23 protein-coding genes are annotated in these 24699 nt (G+C 60.8%); 14 read left to right on the top strand and 9 right to left on the bottom strand.

The annotated features are described in order from the left end of the window. The first annotated feature begins 79 nt into the window (after positions 1-79). Positions 80-463 (top strand): VOC family protein, encoded by a 384-nt coding sequence (locus tag FFH90_RS10265; protein WP_111453875.1) that lies wholly within the window; start codon positions 80-82, stop codon positions 461-463. Positions 464-558: 95 nt separating this feature from the next. Continuing rightward, positions 559-1890, top strand: a complete 1332-nt coding sequence (locus tag FFH90_RS10270; RefSeq protein ID WP_018928331.1) for a dicarboxylate/amino acid:cation symporter — start codon at positions 559-561, stop codon at positions 1888-1890. A gap of 96 nt (positions 1891-1986) precedes the next feature. Here FFH90_RS10270 and FFH90_RS10275 read toward each other — a convergent pair whose 3' ends face one another. The 8 genes from FFH90_RS10275 to FFH90_RS10310 form a co-directional block, all read right to left on the bottom strand. Continuing rightward, positions 1987-2895, bottom strand: coding sequence for a MurR/RpiR family transcriptional regulator (locus tag FFH90_RS10275; RefSeq protein WP_007940239.1), 909 nt, complete (start codon positions 2893-2895; stop codon positions 1987-1989). Positions 2896-3014: 119 nt separating this feature from the next. Continuing rightward, complete coding sequence (locus tag FFH90_RS10280; RefSeq protein WP_138867098.1) at positions 3015-3779, bottom strand: ABC transporter ATP-binding protein; 765 nt, start codon at positions 3777-3779, stop codon at positions 3015-3017. An 18-nt stretch (positions 3780-3797) separates the two neighbouring features. After that, complete coding sequence (locus FFH90_RS10285; protein ID WP_138867099.1) at positions 3798-4910, bottom strand: succinylglutamate desuccinylase/aspartoacylase family protein; 1113 nt, start codon at positions 4908-4910, stop codon at positions 3798-3800. A 9-nt stretch (positions 4911-4919) separates the two neighbouring features. Continuing rightward, complete coding sequence (locus FFH90_RS10290) at positions 4920-5618, bottom strand: ABC transporter permease (RefSeq protein WP_138867100.1); 699 nt, start codon at positions 5616-5618, stop codon at positions 4920-4922. A gap of 14 nt (positions 5619-5632) precedes the next feature. Continuing rightward, positions 5633-6322 (bottom strand): ABC transporter permease, encoded by a 690-nt coding sequence (locus FFH90_RS10295; protein WP_138867101.1) that lies wholly within the window; start codon positions 6320-6322, stop codon positions 5633-5635. A gap of 91 nt (positions 6323-6413) precedes the next feature. Then, the gene (locus FFH90_RS10300; RefSeq protein ID WP_138867102.1) at positions 6414-7190 is read right to left on the bottom strand and encodes an ABC transporter substrate-binding protein; all 777 of its coding nucleotides are present in this window, start codon (positions 7188-7190) and stop codon (positions 6414-6416) included. Positions 7191-7454: 264 nt separating this feature from the next. Next, positions 7455-7916 (bottom strand): MarR family winged helix-turn-helix transcriptional regulator, encoded by a 462-nt coding sequence (locus FFH90_RS10305; RefSeq protein ID WP_018928325.1) that lies wholly within the window; start codon positions 7914-7916, stop codon positions 7455-7457. Positions 7917-8116: 200 nt separating this feature from the next. Further along, positions 8117-8569 carry an Ohr family peroxiredoxin gene (locus tag FFH90_RS10310; protein ID WP_086945290.1) on the bottom strand — a complete coding sequence of 151 codons (453 nt, stop codon included), beginning with the start codon at positions 8567-8569 and terminating at the stop codon, positions 8117-8119. Between the two features lie 283 nt (positions 8570-8852). On the opposite strand from FFH90_RS10310, the gene FFH90_RS10315 reads away from it, so the two are divergent. The 7 genes from FFH90_RS10315 to FFH90_RS10345 all read left to right on the top strand — a co-directional run bounded on the left by FFH90_RS10315 (position 8853) and on the right by FFH90_RS10345 (position 15273). Continuing rightward, positions 8853-9833 carry a quinone oxidoreductase gene (locus tag FFH90_RS10315; protein ID WP_138867103.1) on the top strand — a complete coding sequence of 327 codons (981 nt, stop codon included), beginning with the start codon at positions 8853-8855 and terminating at the stop codon, positions 9831-9833. 14 nt (positions 9834-9847) lie between these two features. Beyond that, positions 9848-10693 carry a TauD/TfdA family dioxygenase gene (locus tag FFH90_RS10320; RefSeq protein ID WP_019581932.1) on the top strand — a complete coding sequence of 282 codons (846 nt, stop codon included), beginning with the start codon at positions 9848-9850 and terminating at the stop codon, positions 10691-10693. A gap of 88 nt (positions 10694-10781) precedes the next feature. Further along, positions 10782-11834, top strand: coding sequence for a 3-keto-5-aminohexanoate cleavage protein (locus tag FFH90_RS10325; RefSeq protein WP_018928321.1), 1053 nt, complete (start codon positions 10782-10784; stop codon positions 11832-11834). A 100-nt stretch (positions 11835-11934) separates the two neighbouring features. Next, entirely contained in the window at positions 11935-13266 is a 1332-nt protein-coding gene (locus FFH90_RS10330) for an MFS transporter (RefSeq protein ID WP_138867104.1), read from the top strand. Then, complete coding sequence (locus FFH90_RS10335; protein ID WP_138867105.1) at positions 13263-13943, top strand: DsbA family oxidoreductase; 681 nt, start codon at positions 13263-13265, stop codon at positions 13941-13943. Before FFH90_RS10330 ends, FFH90_RS10335 begins: the two co-directional genes overlap by 4 nt. After that, the gene (locus FFH90_RS10340; RefSeq protein ID WP_026286598.1) at positions 13940-14266 is read left to right on the top strand and encodes a Rieske 2Fe-2S domain-containing protein; all 327 of its coding nucleotides are present in this window, start codon (positions 13940-13942) and stop codon (positions 14264-14266) included. The genes FFH90_RS10335 and FFH90_RS10340 overlap by 4 nt, the downstream gene beginning before the upstream one ends. Then, positions 14263-15273, top strand: a complete 1011-nt coding sequence (locus FFH90_RS10345; RefSeq protein ID WP_064616844.1) for a YeiH family protein — start codon at positions 14263-14265, stop codon at positions 15271-15273. The genes FFH90_RS10340 and FFH90_RS10345 overlap by 4 nt, the downstream gene beginning before the upstream one ends. A gap of 140 nt (positions 15274-15413) precedes the next feature. Here FFH90_RS10345 and FFH90_RS10350 read toward each other — a convergent pair whose 3' ends face one another. Continuing rightward, on the bottom strand, positions 15414-16466 hold the full coding sequence (locus FFH90_RS10350) for an AraC family transcriptional regulator (protein WP_138867106.1): 1053 nt from the start codon (positions 16464-16466) through the stop codon (positions 15414-15416). Between the two features lie 356 nt (positions 16467-16822). On the opposite strand from FFH90_RS10350, the gene FFH90_RS10355 reads away from it, so the two are divergent. The 5 genes from FFH90_RS10355 to FFH90_RS10375 all read left to right on the top strand — a co-directional run bounded on the left by FFH90_RS10355 (position 16823) and on the right by FFH90_RS10375 (position 24698). Beyond that, positions 16823-17389: an alpha/beta hydrolase gene (locus tag FFH90_RS10355; RefSeq protein WP_018928315.1), complete on the top strand. Its 567-nt coding sequence runs from the start codon at positions 16823-16825 to the stop codon at positions 17387-17389. Positions 17390-17516: 127 nt separating this feature from the next. Beyond that, entirely contained in the window at positions 17517-19526 is a 2010-nt protein-coding gene (locus FFH90_RS10360) for a DUF1302 domain-containing protein (protein WP_138867107.1), read from the top strand. Between the two features lie 41 nt (positions 19527-19567). Further along, a complete protein-coding gene (locus tag FFH90_RS10365) occupies positions 19568-20926 on the top strand; it encodes a DUF1329 domain-containing protein (RefSeq protein ID WP_138867108.1) in 1359 nt (452 codons plus the stop codon). A 150-nt stretch (positions 20927-21076) separates the two neighbouring features. Continuing rightward, positions 21077-22150, top strand: coding sequence for a YCF48-related protein (locus tag FFH90_RS10370; protein ID WP_138867109.1), 1074 nt, complete (start codon positions 21077-21079; stop codon positions 22148-22150). A gap of 31 nt (positions 22151-22181) precedes the next feature. Then, a complete protein-coding gene (locus FFH90_RS10375) occupies positions 22182-24698 on the top strand; it encodes an RND family transporter (RefSeq protein ID WP_138867110.1) in 2517 nt (838 codons plus the stop codon). The last annotated feature ends 1 nt before the right edge of the window (position 24699 follow it).

Below are 24699 nucleotides of genomic sequence, written 5' to 3' on the forward strand. Positions count from 1 at the left end.
GCTGTCCCTGGGCGCATTGCTGCAGGTAACGCCTGCCGTGGCGGCCGCCATCGTGCCGCCAGGTGCTCCGGTGGTTGGGATGATCGATCACGTCGACCACATCGTCCTGACTGCCACCGACCCGCAAGCGACCATTCATTTCTACACCGAGGTGATGGGCATGCACCTGGAAAAATTCGGCGAGGGCCGGGTGGCTTTCACGTTCGGCAACCAGAAAATCAACATGCACGTGCGCGGTCATGAAATCGAACCCAAGGCCCACGTGCCCGTGCCAGGGGCCCTGGACCTGTGCTTTATCGCCAGCGCGCCACTGGACAAAGTCATCGCCCACCTCAAAACGGTGAACTGGCCGCTGGTGGAAGGTCCGGTGACCCGAACCGGGGCCCGGGGGCCCATTCGCTCGGTGTACCTGCGTGATCCCGATCTCAACCTGATCGAGATTTCCGAGTACATCCAGCAGTAATCATCCCCCGAACACTCTTTCCCAGGCGATCGATCGTGCACCGATGTGGCGGTCGGCTACCTGGGGAAATGCATCACGCCTGCGAGGAAGCCATCATGACAACAACAATTACACCCTCGATTGCCGAAAAAAAGCCGAGCCATTCACGCCTGCGCCGAGTGTTCCGCCACCTGTATGTGCAGGTGCTGCTGGCGATTGTGCTGGGCATCATCTTCGGTCATTTCTATCCCAGTCTCGGCGAAGAAATGAAGCCCCTGGGCGATACGTTCATCAAGCTGATCAAGATGCTGATTGCGCCGATCATCTTCTGCACCGTGGTCAGTGGCATTGCCAGCATGCAGAGCCTCAAGCGCATCGGCCGGGTTGGCTTCAAGTCGTTGCTGTACTTCGAAGTGCTGACCACCCTGGCGCTGGTGATCGGGCTGATCGGGGTCAACCTGATGCAGCCTGGTACGGGCATGCACATCAACCCGGCGACCCTCGACGGCCATGCCATCGACAGCTACAGCAAGTTGGCCCATGAACAGAGTGTGGTGGGCTTTCTCACCCATATCGTGCCCAGTACCGTGTTTGGTGCCTTTGCCGAAGGCGATATTCTCCAGGTGCTGTTCATTTCCATCCTGTTTGCCTTCGCCTTGCAGATGCTCGGTGCTGCCGGCAAGCCGTTGCTGAACCTGATCGATCTGGTAGCCCAGGCGTTTTTCCGCATGGTCAAGATCGTGATGTATGTCTCGCCGCTGGGGGCCTTCGGCGGCATGGCCTTTACGATCGGCAAGTACGGCGTCGGCTCCCTGGGGGCGTATGGCAACTTGCTGATCTGCTATTACGTGACGGCGCTGTTTTTTGTGTTCGTGATTCTCAACCTGGTCGCGCGCCTGGCCGGTTTCAGCCTGTGGCAGTTTCTCAAGTACATCCGCGATGAGCTGTTTCTGGTGTTGGGCACCTCATCTTCGGAGTCGGCCTTGCCTCGGTTGATGGGCAAGCTCGAGCGCCTGGGGTGCGAGAAGTCGGTGGTGGGGCTGGTGGTGCCTTCGGGATACTGTTTCAACCTCGATGGCAGCTGCATCAACATGACAGTGTTGGCGATTTTCATCGCCCAGGCGCTGGATATTCCGCTCGACCTGTGGCACCAGGTCACCCTGTTGTTGATTCTGTTGCTGACCTCCAAGGGCGCGGCCAGTGTCACCGGCGGTGCGTTCATTACCCTCGCGGCCACCCTTGGCAGCCTGGATGTGATTCCGGCGGCCGGGTTGGTGTTGGTGCTTGGGGTCTACCGGTTTATTTCCGAGGGCGGGGCATTGATCAACGTCATCGGCAACGGTGTCGCCACGCTGTTCATCGCCAAGTGGGAAGGGGCGCTGGACGAACAGACGTTGGCGTCAGAGTTGCGCAATGGTTGTGCCCGGGAGGTTGAGGCACAGTCCTGAACGAGTTGTCGCAAGACAGCCCCAAGACCGCCCGGTCCACGAAAGCCGGGTGGTTTTGGGTTTTCAGGTTGCCCATGGCGCAAGCCCTGTCAGTTATCACTTCTTCGACGATTTGCTGCTGGCAGGAATATGCAAATAAGACATCACGCTCTCGGTCAGCTCGGTCGCCAGCTTGACCGCTTCTTTATTGCGCGCCATCACACCCGCCACCAATCCTTCGATCAAGGCGAGCACGGCGATGTTGGAGCTGGTCATTACCGGATGGTCGGCAGGGGCAAACAGCACGTGTTCGGCAATGCTGGTGAGCGGCGATGCGGGTGAGTCGGTGATCGCCAGCACCGAGGCGCCGCGCTCATTGGCGAAGCGTGCGAGTTGCAGGGTGTCGAGGGAATAGCGCGGCAGGGAGATCGCCAGCAACACATCCTGATCGGTGATGGCAGCCAGGCGGTAAGCGGCATTTTCGTTGCCGCCCTCCATGCTGATGGCGGTGGCGTCGGCACAGAAGGGCATCAGGGTCGAGGCGGCGAGGCCGGCGAAGTAGACGCTGTTGCCAAAGCCCAGGATGTAAATTTTGCGCGCTTCGATCAGGCGGGTGACGAACGCTTCAAAGGTGTCGGCGTGGTTGTTGGTGGCTGCCGTGGCGAGGTTGCTGGTGGCGCTCTGGATTTGCTCATGCAGGCCAAATGCACCGCCAGGACGATGCGCCAGTTCGTTGCGCAGTTTGTCGACCGGCGACACCATCTGCTGCAACGTCGCGACCAGCTCGGCCTTCATGCCGGTGTAGCCACCCAGGTTCAGTGCCTTGGCCAGACGATTGACCGCGGCCGGCGAGGTGGAGGTTTCATGGGCCATTTCTTCGATGGTCAGCGTCGCGGCCCTTAGCGGGTGACGCAGGATAAAATCCGCCACCTTGCGCAGTGAAGGCTGTAGATCGGAAACGATTTCCGCCAGTTTACGCATCACCGGCGCGGCATAGACCGTGGTGTCTTTCGAAGGGGTCGGCATGTCCGGCTCTACAGTTCCTGAAGGGTTGGAGAAGGCTTGGTTCGAGGTTGGCAGGAGTGTATCGCATGCCAAACCTCGTTGTGCATCGCCAAGCCTGGGAGCGGTGAGCGAGCCGGTGGTTATTTCAAGCTGCCGGCCAGAAACTGCCGAAGCCGCTCGGACTGCGGATTGACCAGCACTTCACGCGGATTGCCGCGCTCCTCGACCAGGCCCTTGTGCAGGAACACCAGCTGGTTCGAGACCTCGCGGGCAAAGCCCATTTCGTGGGTCACGACCACCATAGTGCGGCCTTCGAGTGCGAGGTCCTGCATGACTTTCAGCACCTCGCCGACCAGCTCGGGGTCGAGGGCTGAGGTTGGTTCATCGAATAGCATCACTTCCGGCTCCATGGCCAGTGCCCGGGCAATCGCTACCCGCTGCTGCTCACCACCCGACATATGCGCCGGCCAGGCGTCCATGCGGTGCGCCACGCCGACTTTGTTCAGGTAATGCTCGGCCTTTTCCCGCGCTTCTTTCTTGTTCATGCCCAGCACATGCACTGGGGCCTCCATGACATTTTCAAGGGCGCTCATGTGCGACCAGAGGTTGAAGTGCTGAAACACCATCGACAGTCGCGAACGCATGCGTTGCAACTGTTTGGGCTCGGCAGCCTTGAGCCCGCCGAGTTTGTTGGTCACCAGCTTGAGCGGTTCGCCATTGAGCACAATGTTGCCGGCGTTGGGCTGCTCCAGCAGGTTGATGCACCGCAGGAAGGTGCTTTTGCCGGAGCCGCTGGAGCCGATGATGCTGATCACGTCACCGGCCTTCGCCTCCAGGGACACGCCCTTGAGTACTTCGTGGGTGCCGTAGCTTTTGTGAAGATCCTGAATTTCAAGTTTGTACATGGTTTCAACTCTCTGGAATCAGTCGCTGAGCAAGCGGCCTTGGCGAATAGGGGTACTGCCGGCCACTTTGGCCAGCCACAAACCGGGCTGGGCAAAGCGCAGACGTTCACGGGCATAGAGGATGCCGTCGGTGCTGGCGCGCACGATGCTGTGGCGATCGGTCAGCGGATCAATCACTTCGAACAGCGGGTCGCCGACCCTGACCCGGGCCCCCAGCGGTTGCAGATAACTCACGACGCCGGGGTGCGGCGCATAGGCGTACTGCGCACCGGCGAAGGGTGTCGCTTCACAACGGTTCGGTGGCGCGTCAGGCCAGTCGCCGCTGATCAGGCCTTGCTCGGCGAGGTAGCCGAGAATAGCTTGCGCGCTCTCGATGCATTGCTCGCGTTCGGTATCGGCCATGCCGCGCAATTCGATCGTGGTGGCCACACACGCCAGCGGAATGTCGGCTTCAGGAAAGCGCTCGGCCAGGTGCAGCCAAGGGATTGCGCAGGCTTCATCGAAGGCGCTGCCTCCCGCCGCCTCGGTCAGCAGGGCAACATCGGCGCCGAGGCGGGCGGCCAATGAGCGCAGGCGTGGCCAGTTTTGCGGCATGGCATACAGCAGCATGATCGACTCGAAATCGCAGTGCAGGTCCAGCACCACATCGGCATCACAGGCGTGCTGCATCAACAGGCGCCGCAGGCCATCGAGTTCCGACGTCGGTGGCGGCATATCCGAGAGCGCAACGCTCATGGCCTGGCGGATCAATGCGATGTTGGTGTCGGCGTCTTTTCCCAGTTGACCTTCCAGTTGCTGCGCCACGGCCTCTGCCAACTCCGGGAAGTCACGATTGAAGTTCTTCCCGCTGGAGAACTCAAAACGGCCTTGATGGGTGGCCTGGAACATCTGGGCGATGCCAATCGGGTTGGCCATCGGCACCAACTCGACGACCCCATTCAGGCGACCTTGTTCTTCCAGCACGCGCAGACGCTGCTTAAGTTCAACCGCCACGCGCATCCCCGGCAACTCGTCGGCATGCAGGGAGGCCTGGATGTAGGCCTTGCGCGGCCCGCTGCCAAAACGAAACAGCGACAGCCGTCGTTCTGTGCCCGAGGCCCCCCACGGCAACAGGTATTCAATGTGCTCCATAACAGCTCCTTAGTGCTTGCGCGGTGCCAGATACGCCAGCCAGTGGCGCTCGGCCAGCTTGAACAGACGAACCAGGATGAAGGTCAGGGCCAGGTAGATAAGGCCGGCGGTGATGAACGCCTCAAATGGCAGATAGAACCGCGAACTGACCGTACGAGCGGCTCCGGTGATGTCGACCAGGGTGACGATCGACGCCAGGCTGGTGGTTTGCAGCATCATCAACACTTCGTTGCTGTATTGCGGCAGTGCCCGGCGCAAGGCCGACGGCAGGAGCACGCGGCGGTACAAGGTAAAGCGCGACATGCCCATGGCCTTGGCGGCTTCGATCTCGCCGTGGGCCGTGGCCTTCAAACTGCCGGCCAGCAGTTCCGCGCTATAGGCGCTGGTATTGATCGCGAAGGCCAGGCAGGCACAAAAGGTTGCGCTGGACAGGTAAGGCCAGAGCACGCTTTGGCGTACCGCTTCGAACTGCGCCAAGCCGTAATAGATCAGGAACAGTTGCACCAGCATCGGGGTGCCGCGAATCACATAGGTGTAGAGCCAGGCGGGGAAGCTGATCAACGGCGATCGGGAGACGCGCATCAGCGCTAAAGGAATCGCCAGCACCAGGCCAACGGCCAGGGAAATCAGTAGAACTTTGAGGGTCAACAAGGCGCCATTGAGGTACAGCGGCAGGTTTTCCCAGATCAGGTTGTAGTCGAGAATCATGGCTGTGCTCCCCGTCACAGTTCGGCGGCTTTGACGCCGACCGAGTAGTGTTTTTCCAGATAGCGCAGCACCAGCAATGACACGCTGGTCAGCAGCAAGTAGAGCGCGGCAACCGCGAGGAAAAACGTGAACGGCTCATGGGTGGCGTCCGCTGCGTTTTTGGCTTTGAACATCATGTCCTGCAACCCGATCACCGAGATCAGCGCGGTGGATTTGGTCAGCACCAACCAGTTGTTGGTGAACCCCGGGATGGCGAAACGAATCATCTGCGGCACCAGAATCCGCCAGAACACCTGAGCGCCGCTCATGCCATAAGCCACACCGGCTTCTGCCTGACCTTTAGGGATCGCCATAAAGGCGCCGCGAAAGGTTTCCGAGAGATAGGCACCGAAAATGAAGCCCATGGTGCAGACGCCGGCGATAAAGGGGTTGATGTCGATGTAGCGGGTGTAACCGAGCGCGAGGGCAATGCGGTTCACCAGGTCCTGGCCGCCGTAGAAAATCAGCAGGATCAGCACCAGGTCGGGAATACCGCGAATCAGGGTGGTATAGCCTTCGCCCAGCACCGCCAGCCATTTGAACGGTGACAGACGAAAGGCGGCGCCGATCAGACCCAGGGCAATCGCCATGGTCATGGAAGTCAGGGCCAGATGAATGGTCAGCCAGGCGCCATCGAGAATGCTCGATCCGTAGCCGTGAAGCATGATGAAGTTCCTCAAGCGAGCGCCGGGAGGCGCGCGAGACAAGCCAGAAGTGGCACCCGCAAACGCCGGCGCCAGGGTTTCGGGTAACGGCTTATTCGCCGTAGATATCGAAGGCGAAGTACTTGGCCATCACTTGCTGGTACTTGCCATTGGCGCGGATGGCGTCAATCGCTGCGCTCAGGCGTGCAACGTTCGCACTGTCGCCTTTACGCACCGCGATCCCGGCGCCTCTGCCGAAGTATTTCGGGTCGTTGATGTCCGGCCCCACCAGAGCGAAACCTTTACCTATGGGGGTTTTGATGAAGCTCTCATCGGTGTTGACGATGTCGGCGAGGGTGGCGTCCAGGCGACCTGATGCCAGATCGAGGAAGGCTTCATTTTGTGAGCCGTAGCGGACCACCTCGACGCCGGCTTGCGCCAGTTGCTCAGTGGCGAAACGGTCGTAGGTCGAGGCGCGTTGTACGCCGACTTTCTTGCCTTTGAGATCGACCAGCGGGTCGTTGACCACGCTGCCGCTCTTCATCGCGAACTTGCCCGGCGTGTGGTAGTACTTTTTGCTGAAGTCGACCGACTTCATGCGGTCTTCAGTGATCGACATCGACGACAGCACGGCGTCGATCTTGCGCACTTTGAGCGACGGGATCATGCCGTCGAATTCCTGGATGACCCACTCGCATTTGACCTTCATCTCTGCACACAGCGCGTTGCCGATGTCGTAATCGAAACCACTGACATTGCCCTCCGGCGTCTTGAAGGAGAAGGGCGGGTAGGCGGCTTCGATGCCGATACGCAGGCTGTCCTCGTCGGCGTGCGCCAGCAGGCTTGCGACGCACAGTGCCAGAGCACCTAGAAGTTCTGTCTTGTTCATATTGTTGACTCCTTGGATGGGGCGTTGGTGATACGGGGCTGCCGTCCGGTCTGGCAAGGTGGACTGTCCTGATGATTTGCGAGGCTATAAATGACATAAAATATTTCACAAATCAACTGTGTGAAAATAAACATATCAAAACGAGGCGACAAGCGGAGTACTCATGGGCAGTAACCGCAGCCCTGCCAGCGAGCCTTTGAATAAAAAACGGGCGCCGATCAGGGCGCCCGTTTTTTCATTTCGGTATCAAGGTATTTGTTTTGCTCATCCCTCGGCTTTCGTCGATTTGATGAGGTTGTTGCGCAGTTTCACGATCGCGTTCTGCAACTGTGTGAACTCGTCCGGTTCCAGACCCGTTGCGTGGGAAAGGCCCGTTTCGGGGCGGTCTTCGCGTAGCTGTCGACCGCTTTTCGTCAGGCTGATCCGCACCTGCCGCTCGTCCTCGGGATCACGTTGCCTTTGCAGGTAGCCCATCGCTTCCAGTTTTTTCAGGATCGGTGTGAGCGTGTTCGATTCGAGAAACAGCTTCTCGCCCAGGCTGCCTACGGTTTGGTGGTCTTCCTCCCATAGCGCAACGATGGTGATGTATTGCGTATAGGTGAGCCCCAAGTGCTCGAGTATCGGCTTGTAGGCCTTGCCGAAGGCCAGGTTCGTGGAATAGACCGCAAAACACAGGAAGTCGGAGAGCTTCAGATCAGCGGGGACGGTCTTGTCAGTGCGTTTCATGTGCTTCCTCGTTGGCCAAAGTAGAAGGCTCGCAAAGGCAAAATATACCTCGTATACGATTGTGTCGGAACAGCTCTGATTTGTTGACGGTGGCCGGTCTGACAGCAACGTCTGACCGGCCGCACGTATGGGTTTGTGATTCGCATGCGCTTAAAGCGCATGCGATGTATGTGAGTAAAAAAAATGCCAATCGCGGTGCGTTAAACCGTGAGGACGTTCAGGGCCACGTCGATATTGCCGCGCGTCGCCTTCGAGTACGGGCAAATTTGATCGGCGGTGTGCGCCAGTGTCGTCGCAACGTCGTGCGCCAGCCCCGGCACGCGGAGCGTCAATCGAGCCTGAAGGAAGTACGCCGCACCGGTCTGGCCCAGATCGACTTCGATGTCGACCGACAGATCAGACGGCAGCACCACGTTCATGTCATTGGCCACCAGCCCGACAGCGGCGGTGTAGCAGGCCGACCATGCACCGGCGAACAATTGCTCGGCGGTCGGGTGTGGCTGAACAGCGGCGAACACGTGCGCCGGTTTCGCGCTTCCAGGCGACGACAGCGTGATGTCGAGGCTGCCGTTATGGCCACGCGACGTGTTGCCAGCGGCGCTGGCGGTGGTGTGAGTCTTGCCGGTCATCAGGACTTTTTCGATCTTGCTCATGGGGTGGATCCTCAACGTTTCGAATGATGTGATTTGTGTGTCGTATACGCTTGTATCGCATGCGATGTAATAATAATTGCGCAGGCACCCATCGCTGTCAATCAGTCGGGTTGCGTCGCCCGACGAGTGGCCTGTGGATGCCACCCCTGCCTGCCGGCTTACTGTCATGAAATGAAAAGCCATTGTCGTCTGATGAGAAGCGGCTCGTCAGGCGGCGTCCTACAGTCCAGTCAGCGCAAATCGACGCTGCACGCCAACCTTGCAGACTGGAGAATAAGAAAACATGGCCAAAGCCGTACGCTTCTACGAAACCGGTGGTCCCGAAGTCCTCCGTTATGAGGAGGTCGAAGTCGGTGAGCCCGGTCCAGGCCAGGTTCGTCTGCGTCATGTGGCGGTGGGCCTGAACTATGCCGATACCTACTTTCGCAATGGCACTTATCCGATCCCGATGCCCAATGGCATGGGGGTCGAAGCCTCCGGCGTGGTCCAGGCGATCGGCGAGGGGGTTACCAACGTGCGCGTGGGGGATCGCGTCACCTACACCGGTTTTCTCAATACATTGGGTGCCTACAGCACCGAACGGCTGATCCCGGCCGCACCGCTGATCAAGTTGCCGGAAACCATCAGTTTCGAGACCGCCGCGGCGATGACCATGCGCGGCCTGACGTCGTCGTACCTGATGCGGCGCATTTACGATTTCAAGGCCGGCGACAGCATTCTGCTGCACGCCGCCGCCGGTGGTGTGGGCCTGATCGTGGCGCAGTGGGCCAAGCTGCTCGGCCTGACCGTCATCGGCACCGTGTCCACCGAGGTCAAGGGCGAAATCGCCCGGGCCCATGGCTGCGACCATGTGATCAATTACAGCCATGAAGACGTCGCCCAGCGTGTGCGCGAGTTGACGGACGGCGTTGGTGTCAACGTGGTGTTCGACAGTGTCGGCAAGAACACCTTCATGGGTTCCCTGGATTCGCTCAAGCGTCGCGGCCTGATGGTGTGCGTCGGCACGGCTTCCGGTCCGATCCCGGCTGTCGATCCGGTACTGCTGGCGATGAAAGGCTCGCTGTTCATGACCCGTCCGGCCCTGGCCGACTACATCGCCGACCCGGCGGAAAAAACCGCGTTGGCCAATGAGTTGTTCGACCATGTCGGCAGCGGCCGGATCAAGATCGAGATCAACCAGCACTATGCCTTGCAGGATGCCGTCCAGGCCCATCGCGACCTGGAATCACGCAAGACCACGGGCTCATCGATTTTCGTCATTTAAGGGAGTCGTCTTCCATGAAAGTCGAACAGTTGACTTGCAGCATTGGCGCGGAACTGCTGGGCGTCAACCTCGCCGATGCGGTGCATGACGACGGTCTTTTTGCCGAGATCCGTGCTCAGTTGCTCACGCATCGCGTGGTGTTCCTGCGTGATCAGGAGATCACCCGGGCCGAGCACGTGGCCTTCGCCCGGCGCTTTGGCGAACTGGAGGATCACCCGGTGGCCGGCAGTGACCCGGATCATCCAGGGCTGGTGCGCATCTACAAGCGCCCGGACCAGCCGATGGACCGTTACGAGAACGCCTGGCACACCGATGCGACCTGGCGCGAAGCGCCGCCAATGGGCTGCGTGTTGCGTTGCGTGGAATGCCCGCCAGTCGGCGGCGACACCATGTGGGCCAACATGGTGGAGGCCTACGCGCGGTTGCCGGATGACGTAAAGGCGAAGATCGCCGACCTGCGTGCGCGCCACAGCATCGAAGCGAGTTTCGGTGCCGCGATGCCGATTGAAAAGCGTCTGGCGCTCAAGGCGATGTACCCGGATGCCGAGCATCCGGTGGTCCGTACCCATCCGGAGACTGGCGAAAAGGTGCTGTTCGTCAACGCCTTTACCACCCACTTGAGCAACTACCACACCCCCGAGCGGGTGCGCTTCGGCCAGGACGCCAACCCGGGTGCCAGTGAGTTGCTGCGCTACCTGATCAGCCAGGCTTACATCCCCGAGTACCAGGTGCGCTGGCGCTGGAAACCCAACAGCATCGCCATCTGGGACAACCGCAGTACCCAGCACTACGCCGTCATGGATTACCCGCCGTGCCATCGCAAGATGGAACGCGCCGGCATCATCGGCGACAAGACTTAACGATCGACCGCAGCTGCATTCGCTCTCACAGACACGTCCGCCCGGCGCGATCCGGGCGTGTGGACAACCATAATAATAGGAGTAACCCATGCAATTCTTCGACGATTCCCTGCACCCGGAAAACATGGAAAAGGTGGTCATCACCGTGGCCCCGTATGGCCCCGAGTGGATGCCGGAAGACTTTCCCGAAGACATCCCGTTGACCATGGATGAGCAGGTGCAGAAAGCGGTCGATTGTTATGAGGCGGGTGCCACGGTTTTGCACCTGCACGTGCGCGAACTGGACGGCAAGGGTTCCAAGCGTCTGTCCAAGTTCAACGAGTTGATCGCCGGTGTGCGTGAAGCCGTGCCGGACATGATCATCCAGGTTGGTGGTTCGATTTCTTTCGCACCCGAAAGCGATGGTGAAGCGGCCAAGTGGCTGTCTGACGACACTCGCCACATGCTCGCGGAGCTGACGCCAAAACCGGATCAGGTCACGGTGGCTATCAACACCACCCAGATGAACATCATGGAGCTGCTGTATCCGGAATACCTGGAAGGTACGTCCCTGGCCAACCCTGCCTATCAGGCGGCCTACAGCGAAATGACCGTACCGGCAGGCCCGGCCTGGGTCGCCGAACACCTCAAGCGCCTGATGGACAACGGCATCCAGCCGCATTTCCAACTGACCGGCATGCATGCCATGGAGACCCTTGAACGCCTGGTACGCAAAGGCGTGTACAGGGGGCCGTTGAACCTGACCTGGATCGGCATCGGCGGCGGTTTCGATGGCCCCAATCCGTTCAACTTCTTCAACTTCATCCATCGCGCGCCGGACGGTTGCACCCTGACCGCTGAATCGCTGCTCAAGAACGTACTGCCGTTCAATACCATGGCGCTGGCGATGGGGCTGCACCCTCGCGTGGGGATTGAAGACACGATCATTGATCAGAAGGGCAAGCGTTTCAGCTCGGTGCAGCAAATCGAGCAAACCGTACGCATTGCCCATGAACTGGGTCGCGAAATCGCTACCGGTAAAGAAGCCCGCGAGATCTATCGCATCGGTGTGCAGTACCCAAGCATCGAAGAAACCCTGTTGGCCAATGGCATGGCCCCCAACCGCAAGGCCGGACAAAAAGGTGTGCCGCAACGCGGCTGATCGACTGATCGGCAGACGAAGCGGGCGGTTAAACGCCTCCCGCTCGCTGCATGGCAACACGCTTGATAACAACAATAAAACGAAGCTTTGAGGAGGCTGCATGGCCTTTCACCCAATCGCCGCAGACGATGACGACGGCAGTGGCGTCGGCATTGCGCGCAAGTATGCCTGGATCGTCTTCGCACTGACGTTCGGCCTGCTGATTTCCGATTACATGTCGCGTCAGGTACTGAATGCGGTGTTTCCGATGCTCAAGGGCGAGTGGGCCCTGAGCGACGGTCAGCTCGGTCTGCTCAGTGGCGTTGTCGCCCTGATGGTCGGCCTGCTCACCTTCCCCTTGTCGTTGTTGGCGGATCGCTTCGGTCGGGTCAAGAGCCTGGCGTTGATGGCACTGTTGTGGAGCCTGGCCACACTGGGCTGCGCGTTGGCGCAGGACTACCAGCAGATGTTTATTGCCCGCTTCATGGTGGGGGTCGGTGAGGCGGCCTATGGCAGCGTCGGCATCGCGGTGGTGATTTCGGTGTTTCCCAAACACATGCGGGCCACCCTGGCCAGTGCCTTCATGGCGGGCGGCATGTTCGGTTCGGTGTTGGGCATGGCGCTGGGCGGTGCCATCGCCGCCAAACTGGGCTGGCGCTGGTCGTTTGCCGGCATGGCGTTGTTCGGCCTGCTGCTGGCGGTGCTTTACCCGATCATCATCAAGGAAGCACGCATTGCTCCGCAGCGTGCCGCGCAGGCGGCGAACAAGGCGGCTGCCGCGGTCAAGCGTCCGTTGCGTACGCTGTTTTCCAGCCGCTCGGTGATCGCTGCCTACATCGGCAGTGGCTTGCAACTGTTCGTCGGCGGCACCGTGATCGTGTGGATGCCCAGCTACCTCAATCGTTATTACGACATGGCCACGGACAAGGCGGGCGGCGTCGCGGCGATCATCGTGCTGTGCAGCGGCGCGGGGATGATCCTGTGCGGCATGCTCAGCGATCGACTGTGTCGCCCTTCGCCGGAGCGCAAAGTCGCTTTGGCCATCGCCTATTGCCTGGGCAGTTGTCTGCTGTTGTCGACGGCCTTCGCCCTGCCGCCAGGGCCTGTGCAATTGGTGCTGATCTGCCTGGGGATGTTGATTGCCGCCGGCACGACCGGTCCTTGCGGAGCCATGGTTGCCAACCTGACCCATTACTCGGTCCATGGCACGGCCTTCGCCACGCTGACCTTGGCCAACAACATGCTGGGGCTGGCGCCTGGGCCGTTCATCACCGGCCGGGTGTCCGACCTCATTGGCTTGCAGGCGGCTTTTCAAATGGTGCCACTGGTCAGTATCGCGGCAGCGGCCGTGTTCTTTTACGCCAAGTGTCATTACCACAAGGACATGGCCCGGCTTCAGGGCGAGCAAGTCCACGATTCGATTGGCAAAGCGGTGTTAGAGGTGAAGTTGTGAGTGGTCGTTTACGTATTGATGTGTTTTTCGATTTCATCTGCCCCTGGTGCCTGATCGGCAAGCGCCAACTTGCGCGCGCGCAAGACCTGCTGCGTGTCCGGCAACCCGGCGTGGAAATCACCACGGTGTGGCACGGGGTGCAATTGCTGCCGCAGTTGCCGGCACAGGGTGAACCCTTTGTCGATTTTTACCTCAAGCGCCTGGGCAGTCTTAAAGCCGTAGCGATGCGCCTGGCCCAGGTGCAGCAGGCTGCGATGGCGGTGGGCGTGCCCATCGATTTGAGTCGTATCGTCCGCATGCCCAATACCGCCGACGCCCATCGCTTGCTGGAGCGTGCGAGGGTGCTCGGCAATAGCGCCCAATGCGATGTTTTGCTTGAGCGTTTGTTCGCTGCTTACTTCCAGCTCCAGGGATCAGAGAGCGGTGAGGATCTGGGCTGCCCGGAGACCTTGCTTGCCATCGCCCGGTCGTGTGGCTTCGACCCTGATGCCATGGCCTCCTGCCTGCAAGGCGACGGCGATCCTTACATTGGCAACGAGGCGGGAGCCGCCAGCGGCGTGCCCAGTTTTCAGTTCGATGGTCGCCTGACAGTGGTGGGCGCGCAGCCTGCCGAGGCGCTACTTGACGCCATGTGCGAAGCCTTGCTCGACAGTCATCGCGCGCGGCAACCGGCATGAGTCTTCGAATCCCCGTGCCCGCTGGAAAACTCCCGCCGGCAGGCGGTCGTGCGCTGTTCGAATGCGATGGTAAAAGCCTGGCGTTATTCAACATCGAAGGAGACCTGTTCGCCATTGACGACAGTTGCCCGCACCAGGGCGCCTCGTTGTGCGGCGGGCGCCTTGAGGGGCGGGTGATCCAGTGCTGCGCCCATGGCCTGCGCTTCGATCTGCGCAGCGGTTACTTGCTCAATTCAACCCAGGTCAAAGTTGCCAACTATCCGGTCGAGACAATTGACGGCCAGGCATTCATCGTCATCGCTTGCGAGGAGCCCGCGCCATGAATGCTATCGCACTTACCCGTATCCACAGCCGAACGCGCGAATTGGCGCCAGGCTTTATCGTCAGCTTGATCGTGGCGGCCGCCGCGTCCTTCTTGTCCGAGCATTACGGTGCGCCAGTGATGCTGTTTGCCTTGCTGTTGGGCATGGCGCTGAACTTCCTGGCCAGTGAGGGTGCCTGCAAGGCTGGCATCGAATTCACTGCACGCACTGTGTTGCGCATTGGCGTGGCCTTGCTCGGCATGCGCATCACCCTTGAGCAGATTGCCGCGCTGGGCTGGAAGCCTGTGGCGCTGGTGGTGATTCTGGTGGTGGTGACGATCGGCGTCTCGGTGATCGCGGCCAAGGCGATGGGGTTTCAGCGCTTGTTCGGCATGCTCACCGGCGGGGCCACTGCGATTTGTGGTGCCTCGGCGGCGTTGGCGCTGGCGGCGGCGTTGCCCAATCATCCACAGAAAGAACGTGCGACGTTGTTCACGGTGATCGGGGTGTCGGCGCTGTCGACCCTGGCAATGATCGTGTACCCGATGATTGCCAATTGGCTGTCGTTGTCGCCGCAAGTGGCGGGGGTGTTCCTGGGGGCGACCATCCACGATGTCGCCCAGGTCGTCGGCGCTGGTTACAGCCTGTCGACCGAAACTGGCGATACCGCCACGGTGGTCAAGTTGATGCGGGTGGCGATGCTGCTGCCGGTGATCGTTTGTGCGGCGATGGTCACGCGTATGCAGGGTGCCGATCCGACCGGCAAGCGACCACCGCTGCTACCGTGGTTCGCCGTCGGTTTTCTGCTGTTGGCCTGTATCAACAGCACCGGCTGGATCGCCCCGGTGGTGCAAGGTTCGGTCAATGAACTGTCGCGCTGGTGCCTGGTGGTTTCCATCAGCGCCCTGGGTATGAAGACTCAGCTCAAGGAGCTGGCGGCGGTCGGTATCAAACCCATTCTGCTGATGGTGGGGGAGACGGTGTTCCTGGTCGTGCTGGTGTTGCTGTTGCTGCGCTGGGGGCTGTAGGCACACAAAATCCACAGGACTTTCATTCACGAGCGGCGTTGCACTGCGTTGCCTCCATGGCGTAGTGGGACTCTCGGCCGGTGTCACTGATACCGGTTCTTTTACGGCGACTGTGCCAGCAGTCGCCGTTTTTTTTTGGCTCAGGTTTTTTGCGGTGCGGGCAGGGTGGTTGGGGCAGTCGGTGACTTGACGGTGTGTTTTTGTGCGCTGCGCCATGTAGCGGGCGGCATGCCGAACTGGGTGATGAACCAGCGGGTGAAGGAGCTCGCCATGGAGTAGCCGAGTATGTCGGCGATCCGGCCCAGCGAGTAATTCGGATTGTCCAGGTAGCGCAGCACCAGGTCGCGGCGCACGTCGTTGATCAGGTCGTTGAAGGCGCAGCCGTCGTCTTTGAGGCGGCGCTGCAGAGTCCGGACATTCATGCCCTGGGTCTGGGCGATCTGCTCGATGGTGGCGCGTCCCATCGGCAGCAGCAGGTAGATGGCTTTGCGCACCTCGAACAGTATCGACGGGCCTTCGTGGTTGAGCAGCGAGTCGAGGTAACTCTGGGCGTAGCGCGCCATGGCCGGGTCGGCATTGGGGTTGGTCATGTCGAGGCTGGCGTCGGAGCAGACAATGCCATTGAACTCACTGCCGAACTCCAGCGTGCAGCCGAACAGGCGGCGATGCAGTTGCAGGTTGTCCGGGGGCTGGTGCGTGAAGTTGACGCTGTAGGGGTGCCAGTGTGTACCGAGCAAGGCAGCGCACAGGCGGAACATGACCCCGATGGCCAGCTCAGTGGCCTGGCGGGAAGGCATTGGCGATTCAGTGACCACCTCCTCGCGAATGATCACCATCTTGTCGGCCTCTTCAATGAAGATGGCCAGCGAATCATTCATCAGGTGACGGTAATTCACCACGACCTGCAAGGCATCACGCAGCGTACGTTGGTGGCTGAGGAGCAGGCTGACCACTCCGAAGTCCGAGAGCTGGCGCGACTCGGCCATGCTCAGGCCGAAATTCTGGCAGCCGCTGGCGGCGGCCGAGTCTTCCAGCAGGCGTACGGCGGCATCAATGGGAATGCGGTGTTCGGGCGCTTGCAGCAGGGCTTTGCTCAGGCCGACGCCGGCCAGTACATCGCGCGGGTTGAACCCCAGGTATTGAGTGACTTCCAGGTAGTTGGTCAAGACGGCGGCGCGAACAAGCTTGGGCATGCGAAGGTCTTTCCTGGGCCGGTTGCGATTCAAATGAGCGTGGCGACTATATCCAGCGCATCAGCAATTGAACAGTTGCGAGGTTGTCGAGGGCGCTCGCTCAAATCTGTCCAGGATCACCTCCGTTATCGTGGCGCAATCGACGCTCACCCGTTGATTACAGTGACCCGCAGGGAACCTGAGGGGATTTACGACCAATGGTCGCCGCGTGCCGATCCCTGGAAATTTGTCATGAAAAGAAAAGTGCCTGACGTCCAATGAAAAGCGCTTCGGGTGGGCGCTCTTTAATGTCAGTCCTACAAAAAGCCCCTGGCCAATAGAGCCAGTCGAGTCATCGAGAAAGCGAAGGTGTTGACGTGGACAAACTGCAAACTGCCGCAACCGTTCTGATCGTACCGGGCCTGCGCGAGCACGTTGCCGAGCATTGGCAAACGCTGCTTGAAGCCAGGTTGTGCAAGGTGCGCAGTGTGCCGCCGCAGGCAACCGACAAGCTCGATTGCGCCAAGCGGGTCGATGCGATTCAACACCAGCTGGAGCAGATCGATGGGCCGGTGATTCTGGTGGCCCACAGCGCGGGCGTGTTGATGGTCGCGCACTGGGCTGCGCAACACAGCCGGCCGATCAAGGGCGCGCTGCTGGCCACTCCGCCGGATCTCGATGCTGATTGGCCGCAAGGCTACCCATCCGCTGAAACCCTGCGTACCCAGGGTTGGAACCCCCTGCCAAAAGGGCCGCTGCCGTTCCGCAGTCTGGTGGCCGCCAGTACCAACGACCATCTCGCCAGCCTGGCCGCCGTCACTCAGCTGGCTGAAGGCTGGGGCAGTGAACTGCTCAACGTGGGCGATGCAGGTCATCTCAATCCGGCTGCAGGCTTTGGCCACTGGCCTCAAGCCGAAGCTCTCATCCTGGAGCTGGACCGCTAGTTCAGGCGCCGGGTGGCCCCCAGTCATCCGGCATTTGCCCTCATTCCTGAAAAACGCAAACCCCTGGAACAAGGGGGTGTGAGGGAGGCTGCGCTTAAAACAAATACAAAAAGGCGGAGACAACGCAATGCACAACAATAAGAGTCACGGGTTCGCCCCCTCGCGATGCACCTTGTTGGCCTCGGCCATTCTGGGCGCCGCCGTGCCGGTCGCGCAGGCGGTCGAGCTGGACACAGGTAACCCGGACTGGACCGCGCGCCTGGATAACACCGTCAAGTACAACTACGGTGTGCGCACCGAAAGCGCCGACAAGCGCCTGTTGGCGACGCCGAACAACAACGATGGCGACTACAACTTCCGCAAGGCGGGAACCAACATCACCAACCGCGTTGACCTGTTGACCGAAATGGATGTGGTCTACAAGGACCACATGGGCTTTCGCGTCAGCGCCGCCAGTTGGTATGACAAGGCCTACGAGAACACCGGCTCCAATTCCAACCCGTTCGTCAATGGCAATGACGCAAGGTCGGGTCTGGTCGCCAACGATCCGCGCCTGGCCGGGGTCACGGGCGACAATGTCGGCAATGGCAGCCCCCACCTGAGCCACTACGCCGAGCGTTACTACACCGGTCCTTCCGGCGAAATCCTCGATGCCTTCGTGTTCTACAGCACCGAAGTGGGCGAGGAGTCGCTGTTGAGCGTCAAGGCCGGTCAACACAACGTGTTTTGGGGCGAGACCATTCTCAACCCGGTGCACTCGATCAGCTACGGCCAGTCCGGGCTGGACCTGGCCAAACTGGCCGCCTCGCCGGGAACCGAAGCCAAGGAACTGTTCGTTCCGCGTAACCAGCTGTCGATGTCGTTCACCGTCAATCCCGAGTTGACCGTGGCCGCTCAGTATTTCCTCGATTGGGATGCCGCCCGCCTGCCGGAAGCCGGTACTTACTATGGCGGCTCCGATCTGGTCGGCTTCGGTGCGCAGTCGTTCCTGCTGGGCAACACCAATGGCGTGGTGCCGGGCAGCCCGTTGGGTTGCGGTCTGGCACCCTGCAACAGTTTGACCAATGTGCGTCGCGGTCATGACCTGACGCCGGACAAGCGCGGCGACTGGGGGGTGATGGCCAAGTGGTCGCCGGCCTGGCTGGATGGCACCCTCGGTGTTTACTACCGCAATACCTCGGAAATCCTGCCGCAAGCCTGGCTGAACGCCACCGGGCTGACGTCGGCCAATCCCAACGGCACCCCGCCTGCCGGCATGGTGCCGGCGGTGGTCAACACCCTCAATTCGTTGAGCACCAGCACCTATCAACTGGCCTATGCCGACAACATTCAGATCTTTGGCCTGAGCCTGTCCAAGGATGTGCGCGGTATCAGTGTGGGTTCGGACCTGAACATTCGTCACAACATGCCGCTGGCCAGTATTCCGGCGATTGTCAGCTCGACCGGGCCGCAGGGTTTCGGCGCCGGTCTGGGCCTGCTGCCGGCCCGTACGGCGGCCACCGGTGTGATCTATGACACCCCGCAAAAGGGCGACAGCCTGAGTGCCACCGGTGACACGTTGCACTGGACGCTCAATGGCCTGATGACATTCCCGAAAACACCGGTGTTCGATTCGGCCAGCCTGCTCGCCGAGTTGTACTACAGCAACCTGCTCAAGCTCGATAGCAAGAACGAAGCGCTCTACAAGGGCCAGGACACCTATCGCGGCATCGACCAGCCGACCCGGGACAACTGGGGCATCGCGGTCAACTTCACACCGACCTGGTACCAGGTATTCCCGGGGGTCGATCTCAACGCCCCGATGTCCATCAACGTCGGCCTCGCTGGCGTGTCACCGGTGTCCGGTGGCGGTGCCAAAGACACCGGCAACTATGCCTTGGGCGTGGGTGCTGTTGTGTACAACAAATACTTCATCGACCTGAAGTACGTGGACTCCTTCGGCAAGACCGACAAGTGCGACGTCAGTGGTTCGAGCACCGGCGCGGCCAATGCCGGCAGCGGAGACGGCTCCACACCCAATGCCTTTAGCGGCAATGAAAACTACGCGTGTTACGGCGGTGGCTACTCGGCCTTCTCCGGTGGTGCCACGACAGAGGACCGTGGCGCCGTTTACCTGACGATGAAAACCACTTTTTGATTCACCACTGGCTTACGCAAAGTAAGCAGGAGAATAACAAGATGAAATGTGTGCAAACCGTGTTAGCCGCCTCGTTGGCGATGGTTATTGCCTCCCAGGCACAGGCCGCTGTATCGGCTCAGGAAGCCGCCAGGCTCGGCACCAGCCTGACCCTGGTCGGGGCTGAAAAAGCCGGGAATGCCGACGGATCCATCCCCGCCTATGACGGTGGCCTGACCACGCCGCCGGCCAGCTTCAAATCCGGTGACAGCATGCGCCCGGATCCCTTCGCCAACGAAAAGCCGCTGCTGGTGATCGACGGCAAGAACGTCGATCAGTACAAGGGCTTGCTCAGTGCAACCACCGCGGAACTGGCCAAGCGGTTCCCAAGTTTCCACGTCAATGTCTACCCGACCCACCGTACCGTCTCTTTGCCCAAGGCGGTGCTGGACAACGGGGTGAAAAATGCCACCGGCGCCAAGTCCCTCGAGGGCGGATTGGCCGTCGATAACGTGCTGCCCGGCGTGCCGTTCCCGATTCCGCAGACGGGTAACGAGGCGATGTGGAACTTCCTGTTGCGTTATCAGGGCGTCAGCATCAACTCCAAGTACGACTCCTGGAACGTCGACTCCGCAGGCATTCCGAGCCTGGCGACCACCGGGCAGGCGTTCATTTCCTATCCGATCTACGAGAACCTGGCGCAGCCGATCAGCAGCGCCGACGTGTACTACCAGATGAAGCTGTCCTACACCGGCCCTGCGCGCCGGGCCGGTGAAGCGGTGATGCTCAAGGACGCCGCCAACCCGCTGCAGCAACCGCGCCGTGCCTGGCAATACTTGCCTGGCCAGCGTCGGGTCAAGCTGGCACCGAACCTGGCTTACGACACGCCCAACCCCGGCACCGCGGGCGCCGGCACCTACGACGATGTTTTCGTGTTCAACGGTGCACTGGACCGCTACGACTGGAAGCTGGTGGGCAAGCAGGAAATGATCGTGCCCTACAACACTTACAAGCTGACCTACGCCCAGGACCCCAAGTCGCTGACCACTGCCAATCACCTGGCACCCGAGTATGTGCGTTGGGAAAAACATCGCGTCTGGGTGGTGGAGGGCAATCTCAAGGCTGGCGCCCGACACATCTATCAGAAGCGTCGCTTCTACCTCGATGAAGACAGTTGGACCGCTCTGGCCTCTGACCAGTACGACGCCCGTGGTCAGCTGTACCGTGGCTCTTTCGCGTTCCTCAGCCAGAGCTACGACAAGCAAGTCCCGGACTCCACGCCCTTCATGATCTACGACCTGGTGGGTGGCTCCTACAACATCAACGGTGTGGTGGGCCCTTACGGCGGCATCAAGTACATCGAGCCGCTCTCCAAGGCGCAGTGGTCGTCGGAATCCCTGGCAGGTAGCGGGATTCGCTAAGCAAACCGTGACAACGCGTCCGTGCGTTCCGTTGCCCGCAAGGCAAGGGAGCGCACGACGGTCGGCGTATGCCGATCGTTTCGGGCGCCAGGTTTGAAAGTCAGGCACACGGATGTGTGTCCCGGCGCGGTTATCCGAAGAGGACGCGGTATGTGTTCGTACAAAAATTATCTGCGGCTGGCGCTCGGCGCACTGCTTGCAATGTTGCAGGGCTTGAGCCAGGCCTCCGGTTATGTCGACGTGCTGGATCTGCCGGCCAGGGTCAGCGCCCTGGCTATCAACAGCCCGCTATCGGGCATGGCCCGCGCCGGCGATCGTCTGGTTGCAGTCGGGCAGCGTGGGCACATTCTGTATTCCGATGATGCCGGCAAACACTGGCAGCAGGCCGCCGTGCCGGTCAGTGCCGACCTCAATGCCGTCAGTTTTCCCTCCGCCACCCAAGGCTGGGCAGTGGGCGGCGACGGTGTGGTGTTGCACAGCAGTGACGCGGGTGCGACCTGGCGCAAGCAGCTGGACGGCCGCGAGATCGGCGCCTTACTGGTCAAGCATTACCAGGCGTTAGCCGGTGCAGAACCGGGCAATGAACAATGGCCGCTGCTGGTCGCCGAAGGTGAACGCCTGGTGGCGCAGGGCGCCGACAAACCCTTGCTCGATGTCTGGTTCGCCAACGACCGCCTCGGTTATGTGGTCGGTGTGTTCAACCTGATCCTGCGTACCGAAGACGGCGGCCAGAGCTGGACGCCGTTTCAGGATCGCACCGACAACCCGCAGGGCTTTCACCTCAACGCCATCGCCTCCACCGGCGATGCGTTGTACATCGCCGGTGAGCAGGGCCTGTTGCTCAAATGGAACAACGCCGATCAGCGCTTCACCGCCGTGCCGACACCCTATCAGGGCAGTTTTTTCGGCGTGCTCGGAAAACCCGGCGAAGTGATTGCCTACGGCCTGCGCGGCAACGTGCTGCGCAGCACCGACGGCGGCCTCAACTGGACCCCGCTGGACAGTGGCCTGCACGTCAGCATCACCGCCGGCCTCGTCGATAACCGTGGCAACTATCGCTTGTTCACCCAGGGCGGGCAGATGCTGGTCAGCCAGGGCACAGGCGCGCAATTGCACCTGGTTCAGCAACCGGCATCGACCCCGGTGACCGGCGCCGCTCAGTCCGCCGACGGTGTGCTGGTGCTGGTTGGCAGCCGTGGTGCACGGACGCTGTCCGTTGATTAAGTCCTCGAACCCTTAGAGCGAGAACCCAGACATGGGCCATACCAAACAAGAAACCATGCCGGTGATCCGCGATCTGCGGGATTTCGACCGCCATTCCGGCAATCGGCTGGAGCGGCTGGTGTTCAACTATCGTCCGCTGTTCATGCTGCTGATGGCGCTGGTCACCCTGATGCTGGGCTACATGGCCGTGACTCGCCTGGAGCTGCGTCCAAGCTTCGAAAAGATGATTCCGCAGAGCCAGCCGTACATCCAGAACTTCCTGGAAAACCGCCAGTCGCTGCGCGGTTTGGGCAACTCGGTACGGGTGGTGGTGGAGAACACTCAGGGCGATATCTTCGACCCCGGTTACCTGGACGTGCTCAAACAGGTCAACGACCGATTGTTCCTTGCCGAGGGTGTCGACCGTGCCTGGATGAAGTCGTTGTGGAGCCCGGCGGTGCGCTGGACCGAAGTCACCGAGGAAGGTTTCCAGGGCGGCCCGGTGATGCCCGATACCTACCAGGGCAAGCCGGCAGAAATAGAACAGCTGCGCCAGAACATTTCCCGCGCCGGTATCGTCGGCAGTCTGGTGGCCAGCGACTACAAATCGAGCATGCTGATCGTGCCGCTGCTGGACAAGGCCACGGCCAGCGGTCAGCGCATCGACTACCACGCCTTTTCGCAAATGCTCGAAGAACAGTTGCGCGACCAGATCGAGTTTGCAGGAGATAGTGCTACACGCAAGGCCGGGGAGGAGGGCAAGGGCCCGTACAAAGTCCGGGTGATCGGTTTCGCCAAACTGATGGGCGACCTGATCGATGGGCTAATCCAGGTAATGATGTTCTTTGGCCTGGCCGTCGTCACTTCGCTGATCATCATTTACGCCTACACCCGATGCGTGCGCAGCACCTTGCTGGTGGTCGGCTGCTCGCTGATCGCGGTGGTCTGGCAGCTGGGGATCGTCGCCTGGCTCGGCTATGCCATCGACCCGTATTCGGTGCTCGTGCCTTTCCTGATCTTCGCCATCGGCGTGTCCCACGCGGCGCAGAAGATGAACGGCATCATGCAAGACATCGCCCGTGGCACCCACAGACTGATCGCCGCACGCTACACCTTCCGCCGCCTGTTCATTGCCGGCGTTACCGCGCTGCTGGCCGACGCCGTCGGCTTCGCGGTGCTGATGCTGATCGATATACCGGTGATCCGGGATCTGGCGATCACCGCCAGTATCGGTGTGGCGGTGCTGATTTTCACTTCGCTGTTGCTGATGCCGGTGGCGCTGTCTTATGTCGGCGTGGGCGCCAGGGCTGCCGAGCGTGCGCTGAACATCGACACGCGCGCCGAAGGGCACAAAGGCTTCGGCAAACTGTGGGACTTGCTCGACCGCTTCACCACGGCCAAATGGGCCACGGGGGCGGTAGTGGTCGCGGTACTGATGGGCATCGGCGGTTTCATGATCAGCCAGCAGCTGAAGATCGGCGATCTGGAAAGTGGCGCACCGGAGTTGCGTGCCGACTCTCGCTATAACCGTGACAACGCCTACATCACCAGCCACTACGCGCTGTCCAGCGACCTGTTCGCGGTGATGATCAAGACCGCGCCGGAAGGCTGCCTGAGCTACAAGACACTGATTCTCGCCGATCGCCTGGCCTGGGAGCTGCAGCAGTATCCGGGCGTACAGGCCACGACTTCGCTGGTTAACGCGGTGCGCCAGATCACCGCCGGCACCTATGAAGGCAACCCCAAGCTCAACAGCATCCAGCGCAATCAGGACGTATTGAATTACGCCGCGCAGCAAGCCTCGGTCAACTCCCCGGAGTTGTTCAACACCGATTGTTCGCTGATGCCAGTGATCACTTTCCTCAAGGACCACAAGGCCGAGACCCTCGATGCCGTGGTGGGCATCGCCGAAAAATTTGCCCAGGAGAACAACAGCGACGATCGCCAGTTCCTGCTGGCGGCCGGGTCGGCCGGGATTGAGGCGGCGACCAACATTGTGGTGCGCGAGGCCAATCGCACCATGCTGCTTTACGTCTATGCGGCGGTGACGCTGTTCTGTCTGATCACCTTCCGCAGTTGGCGCGCAACCCTGGTCGCCCTGTTGCCATTGGTCCTGACCTCGATCCTGTGCGAGGCGCTGATGGTGGCCATGGGCATAGGCGTGAAGGTCGCGACCCTGCCGGTGATCGCACTGGGCGTGGGCATCGGCGTGGACTACGCCTTGTACCTGCTCAGCGTGCAATTGCATTTCCAGCGCCAGGGCCTGCCGCTGAGCCAGGCCTACCGCAGCGCCGTGTCGTTTACCGGCCGGGTGGTGGGCCTGGTGGGCATCACCCTCGCGGCGGGCGTTGTGTGCTGGGTCTGGTCGCCGATCAAGTTCCAGGCCGACATGGGCATCCTGCTGACCTTCATGTTCCTGTGGAACATGCTCGGCGCGCTGATCCTGATCCCGGCCCTGTCGTACTTCTTGCTGCGTCACCCCGTTGCGCAAGCTGATGTGGCGCAAACCGCTGAAACCGATACAACCCCACGTCAGGCCATGTCGCATGCCCTGACCACTTCTGAGTAAG

Origin of the sequence: Pseudomonas sp. ATCC 43928 (genome assembly GCF_005938665.2) — a bacterium.
In the GTDB taxonomy this organism is placed as follows: Bacteria; Pseudomonadota; Gammaproteobacteria; order Pseudomonadales; family Pseudomonadaceae; genus Aquipseudomonas.

Excerpts from the sequence above, each read along its gene's own strand:
- FFH90_RS10350 (WP_138867106.1), bottom strand. The coding sequence starts at position 16,466 with ATGCCCAAGCTTGTTCGCGCCGCCGTCTTGACCAACTACCTGGAAGTC.
- FFH90_RS10370 (WP_138867109.1), top strand. The coding sequence starts at position 21,077 with ATGTGTTCGTACAAAAATTATCTGCGGCTGGCGCTCGGCGCACTGCTT.
- FFH90_RS10360 (WP_138867107.1), top strand. The coding sequence starts at position 17,517 with ATGCACAACAATAAGAGTCACGGGTTCGCCCCCTCGCGATGCACCTTG.
- FFH90_RS10270 (WP_018928331.1), top strand. The coding sequence starts at position 559 with ATGACAACAACAATTACACCCTCGATTGCCGAAAAAAAGCCGAGCCAT.
- FFH90_RS10325 (WP_018928321.1), top strand. The coding sequence starts at position 10,782 with ATGCAATTCTTCGACGATTCCCTGCACCCGGAAAACATGGAAAAGGTG.
- FFH90_RS10280 (WP_138867098.1), bottom strand. The coding sequence starts at position 3,779 with ATGTACAAACTTGAAATTCAGGATCTTCACAAAAGCTACGGCACCCAC.
- FFH90_RS10365 (WP_138867108.1), top strand. The coding sequence starts at position 19,568 with ATGAAATGTGTGCAAACCGTGTTAGCCGCCTCGTTGGCGATGGTTATT.
- FFH90_RS10305 (WP_018928325.1), bottom strand. The coding sequence starts at position 7,916 with ATGAAACGCACTGACAAGACCGTCCCCGCTGATCTGAAGCTCTCCGAC.
- FFH90_RS10265 (WP_111453875.1), top strand. The coding sequence starts at position 80 with ATGATCGATCACGTCGACCACATCGTCCTGACTGCCACCGACCCGCAA.
- FFH90_RS10320 (WP_019581932.1), top strand. The coding sequence starts at position 9,848 with ATGAAAGTCGAACAGTTGACTTGCAGCATTGGCGCGGAACTGCTGGGC.
- FFH90_RS10310 (WP_086945290.1), bottom strand. The coding sequence starts at position 8,569 with ATGAGCAAGATCGAAAAAGTCCTGATGACCGGCAAGACTCACACCACC.
- FFH90_RS10300 (WP_138867102.1), bottom strand. The coding sequence starts at position 7,190 with ATGAACAAGACAGAACTTCTAGGTGCTCTGGCACTGTGCGTCGCAAGC.
- FFH90_RS10315 (WP_138867103.1), top strand. The coding sequence starts at position 8,853 with ATGGCCAAAGCCGTACGCTTCTACGAAACCGGTGGTCCCGAAGTCCTC.
- FFH90_RS10340 (WP_026286598.1), top strand. The coding sequence starts at position 13,940 with ATGAGTCTTCGAATCCCCGTGCCCGCTGGAAAACTCCCGCCGGCAGGC.
- FFH90_RS10375 (WP_138867110.1), top strand. The coding sequence starts at position 22,182 with ATGGGCCATACCAAACAAGAAACCATGCCGGTGATCCGCGATCTGCGG.
- FFH90_RS10330 (WP_138867104.1), top strand. The coding sequence starts at position 11,935 with ATGGCCTTTCACCCAATCGCCGCAGACGATGACGACGGCAGTGGCGTC.
- FFH90_RS10275 (WP_007940239.1), bottom strand. The coding sequence starts at position 2,895 with ATGCCGACCCCTTCGAAAGACACCACGGTCTATGCCGCGCCGGTGATG.
- FFH90_RS10345 (WP_064616844.1), top strand. The coding sequence starts at position 14,263 with ATGAATGCTATCGCACTTACCCGTATCCACAGCCGAACGCGCGAATTG.
- FFH90_RS10290 (WP_138867100.1), bottom strand. The coding sequence starts at position 5,618 with ATGATTCTCGACTACAACCTGATCTGGGAAAACCTGCCGCTGTACCTC.
- FFH90_RS10295 (WP_138867101.1), bottom strand. The coding sequence starts at position 6,322 with ATGCTTCACGGCTACGGATCGAGCATTCTCGATGGCGCCTGGCTGACC.
- FFH90_RS10285 (WP_138867099.1), bottom strand. The coding sequence starts at position 4,910 with ATGGAGCACATTGAATACCTGTTGCCGTGGGGGGCCTCGGGCACAGAA.